At 64.5% G+C, this 16,875-nt stretch carries 16 protein-coding genes; 10 read left to right on the top strand and 6 right to left on the bottom strand.

The genetic code is table 11. The features are described 5' to 3' along the window. Window positions 1–35 precede the first annotated feature (35 nt). Genes ACODTA_RS15445 through ACODTA_RS15435 form a run of 3 tightly spaced genes read left to right on the top strand, consistent with a single transcriptional unit; the run spans window position 36 to window position 3,795 of the window. Window positions 36–1,613, top strand: a complete 1,578-nt coding sequence (locus tag ACODTA_RS15445; protein WP_489066850.1) for a tannase/feruloyl esterase family alpha/beta hydrolase — start codon at window positions 36–38, stop codon at window positions 1,611–1,613. Window positions 1,614–1,662: 49 nt separating this feature from the next. After that, window positions 1,663–2,913, top strand: a complete 1,251-nt coding sequence (locus ACODTA_RS15440; RefSeq protein WP_489066849.1) for an MFS transporter — start codon at window positions 1,663–1,665, stop codon at window positions 2,911–2,913. 60 nt (window positions 2,914–2,973) lie between these two features. Beyond that, a complete protein-coding gene (locus ACODTA_RS15435; protein ID WP_489066848.1) occupies window positions 2,974–3,795 on the top strand; it encodes an SDR family NAD(P)-dependent oxidoreductase in 822 nt (273 codons plus the stop codon). Between the two features lie 36 nt (window positions 3,796–3,831). On the opposite strand, the gene ACODTA_RS15430 is transcribed toward ACODTA_RS15435, so the two are convergent. The 3 genes from ACODTA_RS15430 to ACODTA_RS15420 are packed head-to-tail and all read right to left on the bottom strand — an operon-like array spanning window position 3,832 to window position 7,335. Continuing rightward, complete coding sequence (locus ACODTA_RS15430) at window positions 3,832–4,152, bottom strand: non-heme iron oxygenase ferredoxin subunit (RefSeq protein WP_489066847.1); 321 nt, start codon at window positions 4,150–4,152, stop codon at window positions 3,832–3,834. A 35-nt stretch (window positions 4,153–4,187) separates the two neighbouring features. After that, window positions 4,188–5,813 (bottom strand): thiamine pyrophosphate-binding protein, encoded by a 1,626-nt coding sequence (locus ACODTA_RS15425; RefSeq protein ID WP_489066846.1) that lies wholly within the window; start codon window positions 5,811–5,813, stop codon window positions 4,188–4,190. 1 nt (window position 5,814) lies between these two features. Continuing rightward, window positions 5,815–7,335, bottom strand: coding sequence for an NAD-dependent succinate-semialdehyde dehydrogenase (locus ACODTA_RS15420; RefSeq protein WP_489066845.1), 1,521 nt, complete (start codon window positions 7,333–7,335; stop codon window positions 5,815–5,817). Between the two features lie 115 nt (window positions 7,336–7,450). Here ACODTA_RS15420 and ACODTA_RS15415 point away from each other — a divergent pair, with 115 nt between their 5' ends. Then, window positions 7,451–8,251, top strand: a complete 801-nt coding sequence (locus ACODTA_RS15415) for an aspartate dehydrogenase (protein WP_489066844.1) — start codon at window positions 7,451–7,453, stop codon at window positions 8,249–8,251. A 35-nt stretch (window positions 8,252–8,286) separates the two neighbouring features. Here the strand turns inward: ACODTA_RS15415 and ACODTA_RS15410 are convergent, their stop codons facing one another. Together ACODTA_RS15410 and ACODTA_RS15405 are read right to left on the bottom strand one after the other, a co-directional pair. After that, window positions 8,287–9,063 (bottom strand): alpha/beta fold hydrolase, encoded by a 777-nt coding sequence (locus tag ACODTA_RS15410; protein ID WP_489066843.1) that lies wholly within the window; start codon window positions 9,061–9,063, stop codon window positions 8,287–8,289. 1 nt (window position 9,064) lies between these two features. Next, the gene (locus ACODTA_RS15405; RefSeq protein ID WP_489066842.1) at window positions 9,065–10,051 is read right to left on the bottom strand and encodes a DODA-type extradiol aromatic ring-opening family dioxygenase; all 987 of its coding nucleotides are present in this window, start codon (window positions 10,049–10,051) and stop codon (window positions 9,065–9,067) included. A gap of 269 nt (window positions 10,052–10,320) precedes the next feature. Between ACODTA_RS15405 and ACODTA_RS15400 the strand changes: the two genes are divergently transcribed. After that, window positions 10,321–11,589: a Rieske 2Fe-2S domain-containing protein gene (locus ACODTA_RS15400; RefSeq protein WP_489066841.1), complete on the top strand. Its 1,269-nt coding sequence runs from the start codon at window positions 10,321–10,323 to the stop codon at window positions 11,587–11,589. Window positions 11,590–11,629: 40 nt separating this feature from the next. Here the strand turns inward: ACODTA_RS15400 and ACODTA_RS15395 are convergent, their stop codons facing one another. Then, on the bottom strand, window positions 11,630–12,352 hold the full coding sequence (locus ACODTA_RS15395) for a GntR family transcriptional regulator (protein WP_489066840.1): 723 nt from the start codon (window positions 12,350–12,352) through the stop codon (window positions 11,630–11,632). 167 nt (window positions 12,353–12,519) lie between these two features. Between ACODTA_RS15395 and ACODTA_RS15390 the strand changes: the two genes are divergently transcribed. Genes ACODTA_RS15390 through ACODTA_RS15370 form a run of 5 tightly spaced genes read left to right on the top strand, consistent with a single transcriptional unit; the run spans window position 12,520 to window position 16,858 of the window. Beyond that, complete coding sequence (locus tag ACODTA_RS15390) at window positions 12,520–13,686, top strand: Rieske 2Fe-2S domain-containing protein (protein WP_489066839.1); 1,167 nt, start codon at window positions 12,520–12,522, stop codon at window positions 13,684–13,686. Next, a complete protein-coding gene (locus ACODTA_RS15385; RefSeq protein WP_489066837.1) occupies window positions 13,683–14,528 on the top strand; it encodes an alpha/beta fold hydrolase in 846 nt (281 codons plus the stop codon). Before ACODTA_RS15390 ends, ACODTA_RS15385 begins: the two co-directional genes overlap by 4 nt. Then, window positions 14,528–14,821: a hypothetical protein gene (locus tag ACODTA_RS15380; RefSeq protein WP_489066836.1), complete on the top strand. Its 294-nt coding sequence runs from the start codon at window positions 14,528–14,530 to the stop codon at window positions 14,819–14,821. The genes ACODTA_RS15385 and ACODTA_RS15380 overlap by 1 nt, the downstream gene beginning before the upstream one ends. Next, the gene (locus ACODTA_RS15375; protein ID WP_489066835.1) at window positions 14,821–15,633 is read left to right on the top strand and encodes a DODA-type extradiol aromatic ring-opening family dioxygenase; all 813 of its coding nucleotides are present in this window, start codon (window positions 14,821–14,823) and stop codon (window positions 15,631–15,633) included. The genes ACODTA_RS15380 and ACODTA_RS15375 overlap by 1 nt, the downstream gene beginning before the upstream one ends. Next, window positions 15,626–16,858 carry an NAD(P)/FAD-dependent oxidoreductase gene (locus ACODTA_RS15370; RefSeq protein ID WP_489066834.1) on the top strand — a complete coding sequence of 411 codons (1,233 nt, stop codon included), beginning with the start codon at window positions 15,626–15,628 and terminating at the stop codon, window positions 16,856–16,858. The genes ACODTA_RS15375 and ACODTA_RS15370 overlap by 8 nt, the downstream gene beginning before the upstream one ends. Window positions 16,859–16,875: the final 17 nt, after the last annotated feature.

Here is a 16,875-nt window from a genome sequence, read left to right as displayed (position 1 = left end):
TGGGCATTGCCAAACCGACCTTTTCCCAGTTGTTGATGAAATTCGCCCTGTTCGTCCTCGCATCAGCCGCGATCGCGGCTGCGCCGTCGACAGCGCAGCCGCAGGCGGCTGCGGCGCTGGATGCGGATGTCAGGCCGGCAACGGCCTGCGAGGCGCTGGCGAGGCATGATTTCACACGCCTTGCCGATGCGCCGACCAGCATCGTTTCGGCGCGGACCGTTCCGGCGACGGCAACGGTCGGCGAATATTGCGAGGTGCTTGCCGTTGTCGCGCCGCAAGTCCAGGTGCAACTGCGCCTGCCCGCGACAGGGTGGAATGGGCGTTATCTCCAGCAAGGCTGTGGCGGCCTTTGCGGCACCCTCAAATATATCGAATCCTGCAACACCGAACTTGCCGGTAAATTCGCGGTCGCCGCCCAGAATATGGGGCATGTCGGGGGCGGGCCCGCGGTCTGGGGCGGCGTTGCGGAACTGCGCGTCGATTATGGCGCGCGTTCGACCCATGTTGCGTCGTTGGCGGCCAAGGCGATCACCACGATCTATTATGGAGCCCGGCCGGCTCGATCCTATCTCCGCGGCTGTTCGACGGGCGGCCGGGAGGGGCTGATGTCGGCTCAAAATCATCCGGCCGATTTCGACGGCATCATCGCCGGAAATCCGTCCTTCGCCGGCCGGCTCGGTTCCTTCGCCAACACATGGGACGCACGCCAGTTGCTGACGCGCGACAATGTGCCCGTGTTCAGTGAGGACAAGCTGAAGCTGCTGCACCGTGCGGTGCTGGCGCAATGCGACGGCCTGGACGGGTTGAAGGACGGTATTCTCACCGATCCGCGCCAGTGCAGTTTCGATGTCTCCTCGATCGCATGCCCTGCGGGGCAGGATCGGCCCGATTGCCTGTCGGACGTGCAGGTGCGGTCCGCGCGCAATATCTATGATGGCGCTCGCAACAGCCGGGGCGAGCGCCTGTATCCGGGCCATCTGGTGTTCGGTAGCGAGATCGGCTGGAATGGCCCCTTTCTGGCCAATCTCGCCAACAGCTATCTGCCGTATCTCGCGTTCGAGAAGAATCCGGGCGTGCCCTATGGTGTCTGGGATGTCGATTTCGACGCCGATGCCGCGAAGTTCGAGAAATCGGCGGCGATATACGATGCCGTGCCCCCGCGCGGACGGCCCGATCTGGATGCGTTCCACGCACGGGGCGGCAAGCTGATCCTTTATCACAGCTGGTCCGACGAAGGCTCGTCGCCGCTCGGCTCGCTCGATTATTATGCCAAGATCTGGGGGCGGGACGGGTTCGAGAAGACGCGGCAATGGTTCCGTGCCTTCATGGTTCCGGGCATGTTGCATTGTCGTGGCGGAGAGGCGCCCAACGAGTTCGACATGCTGACGCCGATGGTGAAGTGGGTCGAGCAGGGTGAGGCGCCGAACGCCATCGTCGCCACGCAACGCCGTGCGGACGGCAGCGTCGTGAGGACCCGGCCGCTTTTCGCCTATCCCGAATATGCCCGCTATTCGGGCAAGGGATCACCCGACGATGCGGCGTCGTGGCGCTCGGCTCGTCCCAAGGCGACGCCGCAGGACGATATCGACTGGATCTGGAAGCCGGCGAATTGAACCATGTCGCGGCCGGTGTTCTCCGGCCGACCATGCCCAGGGGCGATGAATGAAGCAACATGATCTGCATCGCGGCGACTGGGGCCTGATCCTGTCGACGGTGTTCGGCGTTGCGGTGTCGCTCATCGCTGTCGCTCTCATCCCGCTTTCGGTGTTCCTGAAGCCCTTGAACGCAGAGTTCGGTTGGGGGCGTGGCGAGATTTCGCTCGCCATCACGATCATGGCGCTGTCGATGGCGGCGGCCATGCCGGTGGCGGGCATGCTGATCGATCGTCTAGGTGTGGTGCGCCCGGCCCTGGTCTCGATTCTGGCCTATGCGGCCGGGTTGCTGGCGCTGCCCGGGCTGATCGCTCAGTTCGGACTTTTGGGCCTCTATCTCGCCGCCGCCTGGATCGGTGTGGTCGGTTCGGCGTCGAGCTCGGTCGTCTATGTGAAGGTTCTCTCTGCCGCATTCGACAAGTCGCGCGGTCTGGCGCTCGGTTTCGCGATGAGCGGGATGCCGCTCGGTGCGGCGGTCGCGCCGATGATCGCGATCCTGCTGGTCGAACGATATGGTTGGGCGGCGGGATTCTACGGACTTGCCGTGCTGCCGGTCCTGATCGGCATCCCGATGGTGCTGGCGGTCGGCAGCCGGGCACGCAGCATCGTCTCGCCCGATCCTGTGGCCGCGCGGCAGCAGGATGATTCCAGCCTGTTGCAGGCCATGAAAACGCGCAGCTTCATGACCATGTTCCTGGTCTTCCTGGTCGCCGCGATCGCGTTGCACGGCATCCAGATCCACCTTCCGTCGCTGCTGTCCGATCGCGGCGTTTCGCCCCAGCTCGCCGTCGCGACGATGAGCGGCATGTTCGTGGTGTCGCTGATCTCGCGCATCGCATGCGGCTATTTGTTCGATCGCTATTTCGCGCCGCGCGTGGGCGCGCTCTGCTTCCTGCTCTCGGCGGCGGGGGCCGCCATGCTGCTGCTTCCCGGCACATCGGCGTTGCAGGTCATGCTGGCGGTCATCCTTCTCGCCATCGGCACAGGTGCGGAGACGGATCTGCTCGCCCTGCTCGTCAGTCGCTATTTCGGGACACGCGCGTTCGCGCAGATCTACGGCTGGGTATTCGGCGCTTTCATGATCGGCAGCGCGGTCGGACCCTATATGGTTGGCGAGGCCTTCGATGCGGCGGGCAATTATGGAACCGCGCTTGCCTGGTCGGCAGCGGGCCTGCTCGTATCGGCGCTCATGCTGGCGAGCCTGCCACGTTTCAAACGATCCGAGACCTTGCCGTCGGCGGTGGTCGTCGCGGCGGACTGAGATTTTGCGCGCCTCCGGGCGGGCACCGCGCCCTGCTTCTCGATATGGGATGAAAGTCAAATGACCTTGGGATCCGAGAGTTTTCGTCTCGACGGGCGGGTGGTGCTCGTCGTCGGGGCCGGTTCGATCAAGCCCGATGAGCTCAGCAATGGCCGGGCAGCGGCAATCACTTATGCGGGGGCAGGCGCGAACGTCGTCGCGGTCGATCTTTCGCACGAGGCCGTTGGCGGCACGGTCGCCGCGATCCAGGCAATGGGCCGGGATTGTCTCGGTCTGGTCGGTGACGCAGCGGATGAAACTGCGATCAATGCCATCGTTGGTGAAGCCCTGGAGCGCTTTGGCGGAATCGACGTGCTTCACAACAATGTTGGTGTTCTGACCTTCGGATCGGTTGTCGATACCGATGTCGCGACATGGGATCGCATCATGGCCGTCAATGTCCGCAGCATGTTCGTTGCGACGCGGGCCGTGCTGCCGAACATGATCGCGCGCGGGCGCGGCGCGATCGTCAATATCTCGGCGCTGGCCTCGAAACGTTTCCTGGGCCCGGCCATCACCTACAGCACGTCCAAGGCCGCCGTGAACGGTTTCACCCAGGCGGTGGCGTTGGAATATGCCCGTCATGGCATACGGTGCAACGCGGTGCTGCCGGGCTTTATCGATACGCCAGTCGGGCTCAGCGTGTATGAAAGAGGAGATCCGCAGGACGCTGCGGCGCGCAGGGCGAAGCGGAATGCGAGTCTTCCGGGCGGTCAGGCCGGAACGCCCTGGGATATTGCCAATGCCGCGCTTTTTCTCGCGTCCGACGCATCCGCTTATATCAACGGCGCCTTGCTCGATGTGGATGCCGGCGTGAATCTGCTCTCGCCGACCGCAGTGTGAGCAATGAAAAAGGGCGGGGCCGAAGCCCCGCCCGGATCAGGCCGCCATGTCGGCGTAAAGCTCGTTGTCTTTCAGCGTGACGCGATAGGTCTTGAGCGGACGGGTACAGGGATATTCGGTGGGAGCGCCGGTCCGGATATCGAAGGCGCCGCCATGCAGCGGGCAATGGATGATGCCGTCTTCGACGTCTCCACCCGACAGCGACACCAGCGCATGCGTGCACATGTCGTCGGTCGCGAAATATTCGTCGCCCAGCCTGTAGACGGCGATGCCGTCGTCGAAGCCCGGCGGCGTGACCTGTACCACGCCGTTTTCCGGCACATTGTCAGCCTTGCACAGAAAGATGAGGTCGCTCATCCAGACTCTCCAGTTTTCGGGTGATGCGCCGCGCCTCAGGCGTCGGGCTTGTCCTTCTTGAGGACGAGGGCGTCATATTCGCGGCTGTCGACGATCGCCTCGACTATCATCGGCCCATCGGCGGCGAAGGCCTTTGCCAGTGCCGCGCGGAATTCCTCCGGCGTGCGGGTGCTCTCGACGGGCACGCCGAACAGATTGTCGCCGCCGATGGTGCCGTTCGCGCGCACGGGCGTGCCGTAGATCGGGTTGCCCTTCTTCTCCTGCTTGATGCGGATCAGCGCCAGATCGTTGTCGGTGAGCACGACGACCACGATCCTGGCATTGTGGCGCACCGCGGTCGCGAGTTCGCCGACGGTCATCAGGAAGCCGCCATCGCCGACCACGGCGCAGACGGGCCGTTCGGGATGGACCAGCTTGGCGGCGATCGCGGCCGGAACGCCGAAGCCCATGGTCGACCAGCCATTGGTCATGATCTGCGTTCCCGGCGCCGGCGTGCGCCAGAGCTGCCCGATCAGATGGGTGTGCGCGCCGACGTCGCACGTCATGATGCCGTCGGTCGGCAAAAGCTCGCGCAGGATCGCAAGGGCCGCGCGCGGCCCGAAGGGGCCGTTGCCAGGCTCCAGCGCGGCGAACATCGCGGTGCGCCGTTCCGCCAGCGCCATCAGATCCCAGTCCTTGGCGGCGGCGGGCAGCGCCAGCAGCGTATCGAGGCTCGACGCGATGTCGCCGACGACATCAATGACGTCCGGATAGGCTGCGCGGTCGATGTCGGCGGGCTCGATGTCGAGGCTGACGAGCGGGATCTTGGCCATCCAGCTCTCGTAATTGAACTCGATGGGATCATAGCCGATCGCGACCACCAGATCGGCCTCGGCATGGGTTACGCCGACCTGGTCGCTCAGTGCGTGGAACAGGATGCCGGCATAGCCGGGATGATCCTCGGCAAGCAGGCCTTTGGCCATCGGCGTCAATATGACAGGCAGTCCGAAGCGCTCGGCAAGTGCTTGCGCCCTTGGCCCGGCACCTGCTGCCACCGCGCCCAGCCCGAGCGCGAGCACGGGTTTGCGCGCATCGGCGAACAGCCGAGCCGCCTCGTCCAGCGTATCGGGATCGGCGGCGGCACGTGCGACTGGTGTCTCGAAACGGAGGATTTCCTCGCCCGCTTCCTCCGCGGACATGCCGACCGGCAGGCCGACATGAACCGGGCCGGGCCGCCCCTCCATCGCGATGAAGGCGGCGTCGAACAGCGTCGCCTTGACGCCGTCGGCCGTCAGGCGGGTCGTCTTCTTGGTGAGTGGCGCGAACAGCGCCTGATGGTCGATCCCCATCTGCACCGTGCGGCCGCGTAGCTTCGCGCCGAATTCGTCGGTGAGCGCGATCATCGGCGAACGGTCGAGCAACGCCTCGCCCACGCCGGTCGCGAGATTGGTCGCGCCAGGGCCGAAGGTGCCGAAGCAGACACCGGGCTTTCCCGTCAGGCGACCGTAGACATCGGCCATCATGCCGGCGCCACCCTCGTGCGTCGCCAGCACGAACTCGATGCCGTCAGCCTTGCGCAGCTCCTCCATATAATCGACCCAGCCGCCGCTCGGCACGCCGAAGACATGGGTGACGCCGATTTCCTTGAGAGCCTCGACGACTCTCTTCGCGACCTTGGCCATATTATCCCCCCTTTTGTGACATGGACGATGTGGCGGGCGGCACGCCCACGCACACATATTTGAGTTCGGTGAATTCGTTGATCCCGTGGCGGGAGCCTTCGCGGCCGAGTCCGGATTGCTTGATGCCGCCGAACGGGATCGGCGCACCCGTCATCGAAACGGTGTTCACCGCGATCATGCCGTATTCGAGCGCATCGGCCAGGCGGTGCGCCCGCGCCAGATCGTTGGTGAAAACATAGGCGGCCAGGCCATATTCGCTGGCATTGGCGGCTTCGATCACTGCCGCTTCCTCGTCGAAGGGAAGCAGCGCGGCGACGGGGCCGAAGGTCTCCTCGTGCATGATCCTCATCGCCGGCGTCACATCGGCGAGCACGGTTGGCGCGAAGAAGAGTCCGCCGCGTGCATGCGGGCCGCCGCCCGTGATCAGGCGCGCGCCTTTCCGGATGGCGTCCGCGACATGGTCCGCCGCCTTGTCGAAACTTCGGCGGTTGATGAGGGGGCCGAGTTCCACCCCCGGATCGGCGCCGTCGCCGACGGTGATCCGCTCCGCGGCGGCGGCAAAAGCTGCGACAAAGACGTCGTAGATATCGCGATGCACGAAGATGCGGTTGGCGGCGAGGCAGTCCTGCCCGCTGGTCTGGAATTTCGCGGCCGCCGCCGCTTCCGCCGCCGCAACGACATCGGCGTCTTGGAAAACCAGAAACGGTGCGTGCCCGCCCAGTTCCATCGACAACCGCTTGAGCGTCGGTGCGCATTGCGCCGCAAGGATCCGCCCGACATGCGTCGATCCGGTGAAGGACAGGCCGCGAACGCGGGAGTCGCCGCACAGGGCGCCGACAAGGTTGATCGGATCGCCGGTCAGGACGGAAAAGACGCCCGGAGGGATGCCGGCATCATCGGCCAGCCTAGCGAGCGCAAGCGCCGAAAACGGCGTTTCGTCGGACGGAACCGCGACGACCGTGCAGCCCGCCGCGAGCGCGGCAGATGCCTTGCGCACCAGCATTGCCGAAGGGAAGTTCCATGGGGTGACGAGGCCGACGACCCCCAGCGCTTCGCGCTGCACCAGCAGCTTTCGGTTCGGCAGATGGCTTGGGATCATCTCGCCATAGACGCGGCTCGCTTCCTCCGCGAACCAGCGAATGAAGCCGATCCCATAGTCGATCTCGGATGCGGCATCGGCGAGCGGCTTGCCCTGTTCGGCGGTCATCAGCGCGGCCAGTGCGTCTCTCGACGCCAGAATCTCGTCGGCCCAGTCATGAAGCAGCGCGCCGCGCTCGCGCGGCAGCAGTGCCTTCCACGCGGGCAAGGCGTCCGCCGCACCCGTGATGGCGGCATCCATCTGCGCGGCAGGCAGGTTGGGCACGCTGCCGATGATTCTGCCCGTCGCGGGATTGGAGACCGCGATCCGTGCCGCCGCTGTCACCCAGCTGCCGTTCGAATATGCCTGCTCGCACAACAGTCGCATCGCGTCGTCTCGCGGCGCGGCAAGTGTCGGCGCGTCGATCGGCCTGGGGGCGGACATCGGTTTTTCCTCTGGAATAATTGGCTTTTGTCTCTCGTGAAATAATGTATACCGCATCCATTAAATATGTCCAGCCCGGAGCGTCCGGGATGCGGTCTTTTTGATGGAGGGTTGCTTGAAGGTTGGAATCGCGGGCTTTGGCGTGATCGGGAAGTCGGTTGCGCGCGCATTGGGGCAGGGGATCGAGGGGGCCAGGCTGGAAGCGGTGACGAGCGGCGACCCGATAAAGGCGCGCGCGGCGCTCGCCGCCTTTGCGGAGCCGGTGGACGTCGTCTCGGCGGAAGCGCTGGCGGCCCGCTGCGACGTCATCATCGAATGCGCGCCGACCGCGGCGTTCCTCGGTATCGTCACCCCCGCCCTGGCCGCCGGCCGACAGGTGGTGACGGTCAGCGCAGCCGCGCTGATCGAGAATATAGGCGTCGTCGATCTGGCGCGCGAATCGGGCGGGCGGATCATCCTCGCAACGGGGGCGCTGCTCGGCCTGGATGCCGTTCGGGCGGCGGCGGAAGGAGAGATCTTCTCGGTCACGATGATCACGCGCAAGCCGCCGCGTTCGTTGCTCGGCGCGCCCTATCTGGCCGCAAACGGCATCGATATCGACGCGCTCTCCGAACCGCTTCGGGTGTTCGCCGGAACGGCGCGCGAAGGCGCGGCCGGCTTTCCGGCGAACGTCAACGTCGCGGCCTCGCTGGCGCTCGCGGGCATCGGTCCGGATCGCACGCAGCTCGAGATCTGGGCGGATCCCACGCGCGAGCGGAATACTCATCTGATCAAGGTGGATGCCGACAGCGTCCGTTTCGAGATGATGATCGAGAATATACCGACCCCCGAAAAGCCGGCAACGGGCAAGGTCACCGCGCTGTCGGTGATCGCCGCCCTCCGCAGCCTGAGCTCTCCGTTGCGCGTCGGCACATGAACGGACATGGCTGATCGCGCGCCGCGGCGTCGCGATCAGCCGGGCACGTAACCGATATCGGCCAGCCAGGCTTCGATCGTCGCATTGAAGGCGTCGGGGCGTTCGAAACAGGCGGAATGGCCGGTGCGGGCAAGCTCGACATAGCGCGATCCGGCGACCTGCTGCTGAAAGGCGCGGACGGCCCAGGGCGGAAACAGGATATCCTCCTCGCCGACGATGAAGAGTGTCGGAATGGCGGTGGCGGAAAGCGTTTCCGCCGCGAAGCACGGCATCTTGCCTCGCAGCGTCCGCAGATTGGTCGCGTTGAAGCCGGCGATCTGCGAATAGAGCGTGGCCGCAGCCGGCGCTTCGCGCTGGATCGTTGCACCCAGCACGCGCGCGATCTGCGGAAGATCGGCGGTCAGCGCCGCATTCTCGGCCATCCTGGAAGCGATTTCGGCGGGCAATATCGCCTGGGACAGGCTGTCGGCCATCACCAGCCCGGCAACCCGGTCTGGATAGGTGCACGCGAAGCCCAGGCTGGTGCCGCCGCCCATCGACTGGCCGATCAATACGCAGCGATCGACCTCGGCGGCGTCGAGAACGGCCTTCAGATCGTCGATGAAGCCCGCGCGGCCCAGGCCTTCGGCATCGGATGAAAGGCCGAAGCCGCGATGATCCCAGCTTATGATGCGGAATCGGCCCGCCAGCGCCGCGATCTGCGGGAACCAGCTCGCATGATTGCCGCCGACGCCATGGCTCAGCACCAATGCCGGGCCCGTGCCCGCGCTTTCGTAATAGAGCCGGCTGGCGCCGCGATCGACAAAGGCCATCTCAGCGCCAGGCTGCGAAGGTCATGCCGCAACCGGTGCCGGCAAGGCTGCGATAGCAGGGAACATAGTCGATCAACGCCATCTCCATGCCCTGCACCGCGCCGGCCAGCGCGGACCAGCAGCGGAATTCAGAATTGCCCGATTGCAGCTTTTCGAGCGGAAGATTGGCATGGTCTTCGGCGGTGCCGTTGCGCATGATCTCGATAAAGGCCCGGTCGAATGCCTCGTCGACCACGAAATGGCTGAGCCCGCCGGTCGCCACCACCGCGACGCGCAGGTCTTCGGGCCAGGCCTCGATCGCGGCGCGGATCGCCTCGCCCAGGCGATAGGCGCGCAAGGGGTGGAGATTGTTGGGCGGATAATAGGTATTGATGCTCACGGGAATGCTCGCGAACGGTTTTTCGGGCATCATCCGCCGATAGACATAAGCGAACGAATGGCTCATCGCCTGATCGTCGCGCATATATCTGGAATGTGCCGGATCGAAGCCAGCGGCCATCAATTGCCCGATCAGGCGATTGGCGAGGCCGGACGCGACCGGATAGTCGACCGGTTCCTGTCCATACCATAATTCCTGTTTCAGCGTCGGATCATATTTCCACTTCATGATGCCTTGCGGGCGATAGGGCACGGTTTCGCCCCAATAGACCGACAGCGCCGGCATATTGTCGTCCTTGAACACCTCCTTGTGATCGTCGCCGATGATGATGACGAGATCGGGATCAGCGTCGGCGAGCAGGTGCGCGGTTTCGGCAATGGCGCGCTGGTTCGCCGCGTGGCGGGCGTCCATCCTGTCATCGGCAATTTCCTCGGCCAGGCTGGGATCGGCGCGTTCGAGCAGGTCATCGAACGCCACCCGGGCGCCGCTGTGATCATGCAGCACGAAGAAATTGCGGTCGTCGGTCTCGGCGCGCGCGCGCCAGGCCGGAGGCTCCATCAGCAGCGCCGGACTGTGGGATGAGCCGATACCCAGAACGATCTTCGCCATATTTCTCGCCTTGCGTTTAATGGATGCAGTATACGTACATTCACTTTGGCGAACGCGCAAGACGCGACGGCGGGACGATCCCGCCCACTTGCGGAGAACCTCTTATTTAATGTATGCGGTATACGTTATGGTGATCCGGTCGCTTCTATCCGTATTGTCGCGACTGTTGGTCGCGCAGGGGCTGGCCGCGGCGCGCGGGCAGCGGGGCAGCATGTTCCTGGCGCTCGGCCTTGTCGGATCGGATCATGGGGTTTGTGAGGGAGAGAGCGATGTTGAGTGCGGAAGAGAATGAGTTGCTGACCCGTGTCGGGCCGGGAACGCCGATGGGAAACGCCTTTCGCCGATTCTGGCTTCCCTTCATGCTCTCGTCCGAACTGAAGGCCGATGCGCCGCCCCGGCGCGTCCGCCTGCTCGGCGAGGATCTGATCGCCTTCCGCGATACGCTTGGCCGGCCGGGGCTGGTCGATCGCTACTGTCCGCATCGTCGTGCGGATCTCTACTATGGCCGCAACGAGCAATGCGGGCTTCGCTGCGCCTATCATGGCTGGAAGTTCGACGTGGACGGCAATGTCATGGAGATGCCGGCTGAACCCGCCAACACGCCGCTACTTGCGGAGGTGCGGATCAAATCCTATCCGATGCGCGACTGGGGCGGCGTGATCTGGGCCTATATGGGCGATCCGGACAGGCTGCCGCCGGAGATTCCGCAGTTCGAATGGGGCATTGTGCCGGCGCATCGGCGTTTCATTTCGAAGCGGCTACAGCAGAACAATTATGCGCAGGCGGTCGAAGGCGGGATCGATTCATCGCATGTCGGCATTCTCCACAGCCTGCTCGATCCGGACACCAAAGTGCCCTTTCGCCAGCGCCAGCAGCCGATCAATCCCAATCTCCCGCTGATGGCCAGGGATACGGCGCCGCGCTTCTTCGTGCGCGATACCGATTACGGCTTCATGGTCGGCGCGCGGCGGCTCGCGAGCGAAAGCGACTATTATTGGCGCGTCACCCAGTTCCTGCTGCCGTTCCACACCATGATCGCACGCTGGGACGGAGAGCCCGTGGTCGGCCATGCCTGGACGCCGATCGACGACTACAACACATGGACCTTCACGATGACCTGGCATCCCGAACGCGACTTCGCGGAAGGAGAGCAGGATCCGCATGAGATCCATGCCGAACTGGTCGACGAGATCGATTTCATGCCCGTCGCCAACAACCGCAACGATTATCTGATCGATCGCGAACATCAGCGACTGCGCAGCACCACCGGCATTCGCGGGATCGGGGCGCAGGACGCGGCGATCCAGGAAAGCATGGGGGCGATCGTCGATCGGTCACGCGAAACCCTGGGATCGGGCGACGCGGCGATCGTCCGCTTCCGCCGCCTGCTGCTGAAGATGGCGCGCGATCTGGAGCAGGGTATCGAGCCCATGGCCGCGACCGGCGCCGACCTGTATCGCGTGCGATCGGCCGGCATGATCCTCGATCGCAACGTCGATTTCGCCCAGGGCCTCGAATCGCGGATGCGGGTCGAATGACGATGTGCGCCGGGCATCGCGGTGCCCGGCGTGCTTCGCCTCATTCGGTCGTGCGTGGCCTGCGTGGCCGGCGCTTGACCTGAACCGGCTCGCTGCTGCCGAAATCCTCGGGCGTGCTGATCACCAGCTTGCTGACCTCGAGCATATAGTTGCGGGTCGCCTCTTCGGCGGCGGGGCCGTCGCCGGCCTCGATTGCCCTGAGGATGCGATCGTTATGGTCGAGGTCCATTTCCCGATAGCTGTCTTTTTTAAAGAGCTCGTTGCGGGCAGGGAGGAACTGGTCCTCGATCATCAGCGCGCAGCGGCGCAGCGGCTCGTTCTCGCACATCTCGCGCGTGCCGACGCGGAACTGGTGGATGGCGTCGACATAGACGGCATATTTGCCGGTATCGTGCGCGCGCTTCGCCTTGTCATAGGCCTTGCGGAGCGCCTTCACCGCTTCCGGATCGTTCTTGGTGGCGGCGTAGAAGGCGACCCGGGGATCGAGCAGGATATGGACCTCGATCCGGTCGGCGAAACGCTTCGGGGTATCGACGGGCAGGGTATAGCCGCGTTCCTCGCTGACGAGCAGGCCGTCGCGGATCAGCTGGAACAGCGCTTCGCGCACCGGCGTACGCGAAACGCCGTATTTTTCGGCAAGCTCGAACTCGTAGAAGCGCTGGTGTGGCTCGAAGCTGCCCGCCTTCAGATCTTCCTTGATCAGGTCGTACACCTGATCGCGCAAGCGTCGTCCTTGTACGACCTGCGTTGCTGCCTTTGCCACTCTTCTCGCTCCCTCGTCTCGTCGGAAGGCCCTTGGGAAAGCTCGTATATATGGCTCTTCCGATCAGCGTAACCTCTTAATGGATGCACGAACAGGTTTTGACAGCCTTTTCATTTTGTGCATACTGCATCCATTAAATGCATTCATTTCATGGCAGGGGTATCGGAATGGAGAGGTCGACGTTCGTCGATGAGGCGCTGTTGAAGAAGGTACCGCGCTGGCGCGATTATCTTGAGGCGAAGCTTGGGTTTCGAAACCACTGGTATCCGGTCCGTCTGTCGCGCGACGTGCCGGAGGCGCAGGTCGTGCAGGTCACGGTCTGCGGCGAAAAGATCCTGCTCAAACGGATTGACGGTACGATCCATGCCATTCGCGATCGCTGTCTGCACCGCGGCGTACCCTTTTCGCAGAAGATCGAATGCTACACCAAGGGCACGATCACCTGCTGGTATCATGGCTTCACCTATCGCTGGGACGACGGCATGTTGACCGACATCCTGGCCTCGCCCGACAGCAAGGCGATCGGGCGGCAGAAACTGCGCACCTATTCGGTCGAGGAAGCCAAGGGCATCGTGTTCATCTTCGTCGGCGACGAGGGGGCCGTACCCCATCCGCTGGCGGAGGACGTACCGCCGATGCTGCTCGACGACGATATGGTGCTGGAGGGCGATTCCTATGTCGTCCCGTCCAATTGGCGCGTCGGTTGCGAGAACGGCTTTGACGGCCTGCACGTCTATATCCACCGCAGTTCGCCGCTGGTTGCGGACACCCAGCGGTCGCTGCCGATCGGGCATACCGCCCAATCGGGCCAGATCTCCGTTCACGATAGCGAAGGTGCGCCCAAGGGCATTTATGATCCATTCGCGCACCATAATATCCTGTGGGACGGCGAGATCGGCGGTGAAGTGGTGGTCAAGGGCGTGCGCAGCCCAAAGACCGATGGAAGCGCGACACGTACGACCGCCGCGTCGCTGTGGCTGCCGGGGGTGCTGCGCGTCGACGATTTCCCCGATGCGGGCAGGCACCAGTTCGAATGGTATGTCCCGATCGACGAGGACAATCATTATTACCTGATCATGATCGGCAAGCGTTGCGCGACCGAGGCGGAGGCGCACGCCCATCGTCAGGAATTCTGGAACCGCTGGAAACCGATCTCGCTCGATGGCTTCAACAATCAGGATATCGAGGCGCGGCTGGCGCTCCAGACCTTTTACAAGGACGACGGCGCCTGGCTGCGGGAAATGCTGATCGAAGGCGACATGCCCATCGTCAAGTGGCGCGAGCTGTGCCACGCGCATAATCGTGGCGTCCAGTCTCCTGGAGACCTGCGATGAGCTTGGCCCCGATCGTCCATCCGGGCTTCGCCGCGCGCATGCTCGAAGCCGACGGGCTCGAGACCCATTATCTCGAAGGCGGCGACGGTCCGGCGCTGGTGCTGGTCCATGGCGGCGGGGCGGGCGCGGACGGCTGGGGCAATTGGCGTTCCTGCATCGACGCCTATGCACGGCATTTCCGCGTGCTGGTGCCCGACATGCCCGGTTTCGGCCGCACCGCCAAGCCCGACCCGGCCGACTATACCTATGACCAGGCCGGGCGAACACGCCATCTGATCGCCTTCCTCGATGCGCTCGGTGTCGCGCAGGCGCATCTGGTCGGCAATTCGATGGGGGGCGCGACCGCCCTTGGCGTGGCCATGGAGCAACCCGAACGCGTGGCCAAGCTGGTGCTGATGGGCAGTGCCGGGCTTGCCATCGCCAATCCAGACCCATCCTATATGAAGCATCTGGTCGGCTATGATTATACGATCGAAGCGATGCGGCGGATCGTTGAGGCGCTGACCGCGTCCGGCCATGCGATCGACGAGCAGGCCGTTCTCTATCGTCACGAACTCATGCAGGACGAGCGCGCGCGCAAGGCGTTGAAGGCGATCGTCTCCTCCAAGCTCACCTATGAGCGCGACGCGATCGCCGCGGTCAAGACGCCGACGCTCGTCGTCGGCGGCAAGGAGGACAAGGTCGCGATCCTGGCGCGGACCTATGGCTATCTCGAATTGCTCGAGAATAGCTGGGGCTTCGTCCTGCCGCATGTCGGCCATTGGGCGATGATCGAGGCGCCTGGCGAATTCCTGGCCGTCACAGCCGCGTTCCTGCGCGACGATCTGTTCGGAGCGCGATGATGGCCGGCAGCTATCGCATCAATCGCATGATCCAGGATCTGAACGGCGACCCGGCGGCGCGCGAACGCCATCGCGCCGATCCGGCCGCGACCTATGCCCGCTACGATATCAATATCGGCGAACAGGCGCTGCTGGCCGATGGTTCGATCGCGGCGATGACGCGGCTGGGCGTGCATCCCAATCTGCAAATGAAATGGATGCTCATCGATGCGAAGGGGCCGCCGCCCGCATCTGGACCGCTGGCCTCCTTTATCGGCCGGTTGCTTGCCGGCTCCAACGCGGAGGACAATTGATGGGACGGATCGTCGGCGGTTTCGCCACATCGCATGTCCTGTTCCCGCCCGATGGGGTCGAGGATCAGGCCGAGCGGGTGTTCGCGGGCATGATGGCGATCCGCGCGGCGGTGCGCGCGCTGGCCCCCGATGTGCTGGTGGTGGCGTCTGGAGACCATCTCAACAATTTCACGCTGCGCCAGCAAGTGACCCTGGCGATCGGCATCGCCGATAGCTTCACGCCCTGGGGGGACATGGGCATTCCGCAAACATCCTTTGCCGGGCATCGGATCTTCGCTGAAGGGATGGCCCGCCATGCCGCCGGGGCCGGCTTCGACCTGATCCAGGTCGAGGAGGTGCGCCCCGATCACGGATTGATGCTGACCAAGCTGATCGTCGATCCGCAAGGCGACTGGCCGGTCGTGCCGATCTTCATCAACAGCGCCATGCCCGTGCCGCCGACGCCGGCGCGCTGCTTCGCTCTGGGCGAAGCGCTGCGAAGCTATGTCGAGGATGCGAGGCCGGCGGACGAACGTGTCGTCGTCATCGGCGGCGGCGGCCTTTCGCACTGGTTGCGCGTGCCGGGACAGGGCAGGGTGGCTGAGGATTATGATTGGCGAATCCTGCGCGATTTGGTCGAAGGACGCGCACGTGGGTTGGCGGGAACCAGCAATGCCGAACTCCTCGCCGAAACCGGCAATGGCGGCCTGGAGATCGCGTCCTGGCTGTTCATGGCCGGTGCCTTGCCCGACCAGGCGCGGGGCGAGATCGTCTATTATGAACCGGTGATCCAATGGGGGTCGGGCATGGGGGGAGTCGCCTTTCATGCGTGAGTCGATCGGAAACCGACTCGTCATCGTCGGCGCCGGGCTTGCCGGGGATCGCTGCGCCTTCGCCGCGCGCGCCGCGGGCTTCGTCGGTGAGATCGTCCTGATCGGTGCGGAGTCTTTCCGCCCCTATGATCGCCCGCCTTTGTCCAAGCAGGTGCTGAAATCGCCGGGCGCGGAAGATGCGATCTTCTATCGCGACGAGTCCGATTATGCGCAGGCGGGAATCCGCCTCATGCTTGGCCGTGCGGTCGTCGGCATCGATCGCGAGGCAAGCCACCTGGTTTTCGCCGGCGACGGGGATCCGCTCGGCTACGACATACTGGTGTTGGCGACGGGATCGCGGCTGCGCGTCTTGCCCGATCTGCCGCATGGCGCGCCCGGCATATTCTATCTGCGCGACCGCGACGACGCGCTGCGGCTTCGCGACGCATTCCTGCGAGGTGGCCGCGTCGCGGTGGTCGGCGGCGGTGTGATCGGCCTGGAAGCGGCCGCCTCGGCGGTGTTCCATGGTCTCACGGTCACGGTGATCGAACCGGAAGCGCGCATCATGGCGCGCGCCTGCGGGGTGACCATGGCGGACGTGCTGGCGGAACGGCATCGCGCCGCAGGCGTGAAGATATGCTGCGGCGCCGGCCTGCACGCGGCGGCGCACAACGGCACATATCACCGGCTCACGCTTTCCGATGGCAGTATGATCGATGCGGAGATCGTCATCGTGGGCGTCGGCGTGATCCCGGCGAGCGGCCTTGCCGTCGAAGCCGGGCTGGAGGTCTCGCCCGGCGGGATCGTCGTCGACGGCCAGGGCCGTACCAGCGATCCGGCCATACGGGCGGCGGGCGAGGTCGCCTGTCATTACAACGCCCGCACCGGTCGTCATGAGCGGCAGGAAAACTGGTATCATGCGGCGGCACATGGCGAGCATGTCGGTCGCGCAATCGTTTCGGGCGGAGAGGATTACGCAGAGCTGTCGGGGTTCTGGACCGATCAATATGATCTGTCCGTACAGACCGTCGGCCGTCCGCTGGCCGAACGCGATGTGCTGCGCGGCGACCCCGCCGAGGGGCGTTTCACCGTCTTCCATCTCGACGGCGGGTCACTGGTCGGCGCGACCGCGGTCAATGCGGCAAGCGAACTCAGACAGGCCAAGGGGTTGATCCGTTCGGCCGCGCCCGTCGACCCAGTCAAACTGGCCGACCCGGCAATCAAGGTCAGCGCCGCGACGGCCTGATCTTGATCGCCGGGGCC

The sequence above is a fragment of the Sphingomonas sp. FG14 genome (genome assembly GCF_057809675.1).
This window is presented reverse-complemented; position numbering and strand designations above follow the sequence as displayed.

Coding starts and splice junctions, on each gene's coding strand:
- ACODTA_RS15445 (WP_489066850.1), top strand. CDS start 36: ATGAAATTCGCCCTGTTCGTCCTCGCATCAGCCGCGATCGCGGCTGCG.
- ACODTA_RS15440 (WP_489066849.1), top strand. CDS start 1,663: ATGAAGCAACATGATCTGCATCGCGGCGACTGGGGCCTGATCCTGTCG.
- ACODTA_RS15435 (WP_489066848.1), top strand. CDS start 2,974: ATGACCTTGGGATCCGAGAGTTTTCGTCTCGACGGGCGGGTGGTGCTC.
- ACODTA_RS15430 (WP_489066847.1), bottom strand. CDS start 4,152: ATGAGCGACCTCATCTTTCTGTGCAAGGCTGACAATGTGCCGGAAAAC.
- ACODTA_RS15425 (WP_489066846.1), bottom strand. CDS start 5,813: ATGGCCAAGGTCGCGAAGAGAGTCGTCGAGGCTCTCAAGGAAATCGGC.
- ACODTA_RS15420 (WP_489066845.1), bottom strand. CDS start 7,335: ATGTCCGCCCCCAGGCCGATCGACGCGCCGACACTTGCCGCGCCGCGA.
- ACODTA_RS15410 (WP_489066843.1), bottom strand. CDS start 9,063: ATGGCCTTTGTCGATCGCGGCGCCAGCCGGCTCTATTACGAAAGCGCG.
- ACODTA_RS15405 (WP_489066842.1), bottom strand. CDS start 10,051: ATGGCGAAGATCGTTCTGGGTATCGGCTCATCCCACAGTCCGGCGCTG.
- ACODTA_RS15400 (WP_489066841.1), top strand. CDS start 10,321: ATGTTGAGTGCGGAAGAGAATGAGTTGCTGACCCGTGTCGGGCCGGGA.
- ACODTA_RS15390 (WP_489066839.1), top strand. CDS start 12,520: ATGGAGAGGTCGACGTTCGTCGATGAGGCGCTGTTGAAGAAGGTACCG.
- ACODTA_RS15385 (WP_489066837.1), top strand. CDS start 13,683: ATGAGCTTGGCCCCGATCGTCCATCCGGGCTTCGCCGCGCGCATGCTC.
- ACODTA_RS15380 (WP_489066836.1), top strand. CDS start 14,528: ATGGCCGGCAGCTATCGCATCAATCGCATGATCCAGGATCTGAACGGC.
- ACODTA_RS15375 (WP_489066835.1), top strand. CDS start 14,821: ATGGGACGGATCGTCGGCGGTTTCGCCACATCGCATGTCCTGTTCCCG.
- ACODTA_RS15370 (WP_489066834.1), top strand. CDS start 15,626: ATGCGTGAGTCGATCGGAAACCGACTCGTCATCGTCGGCGCCGGGCTT.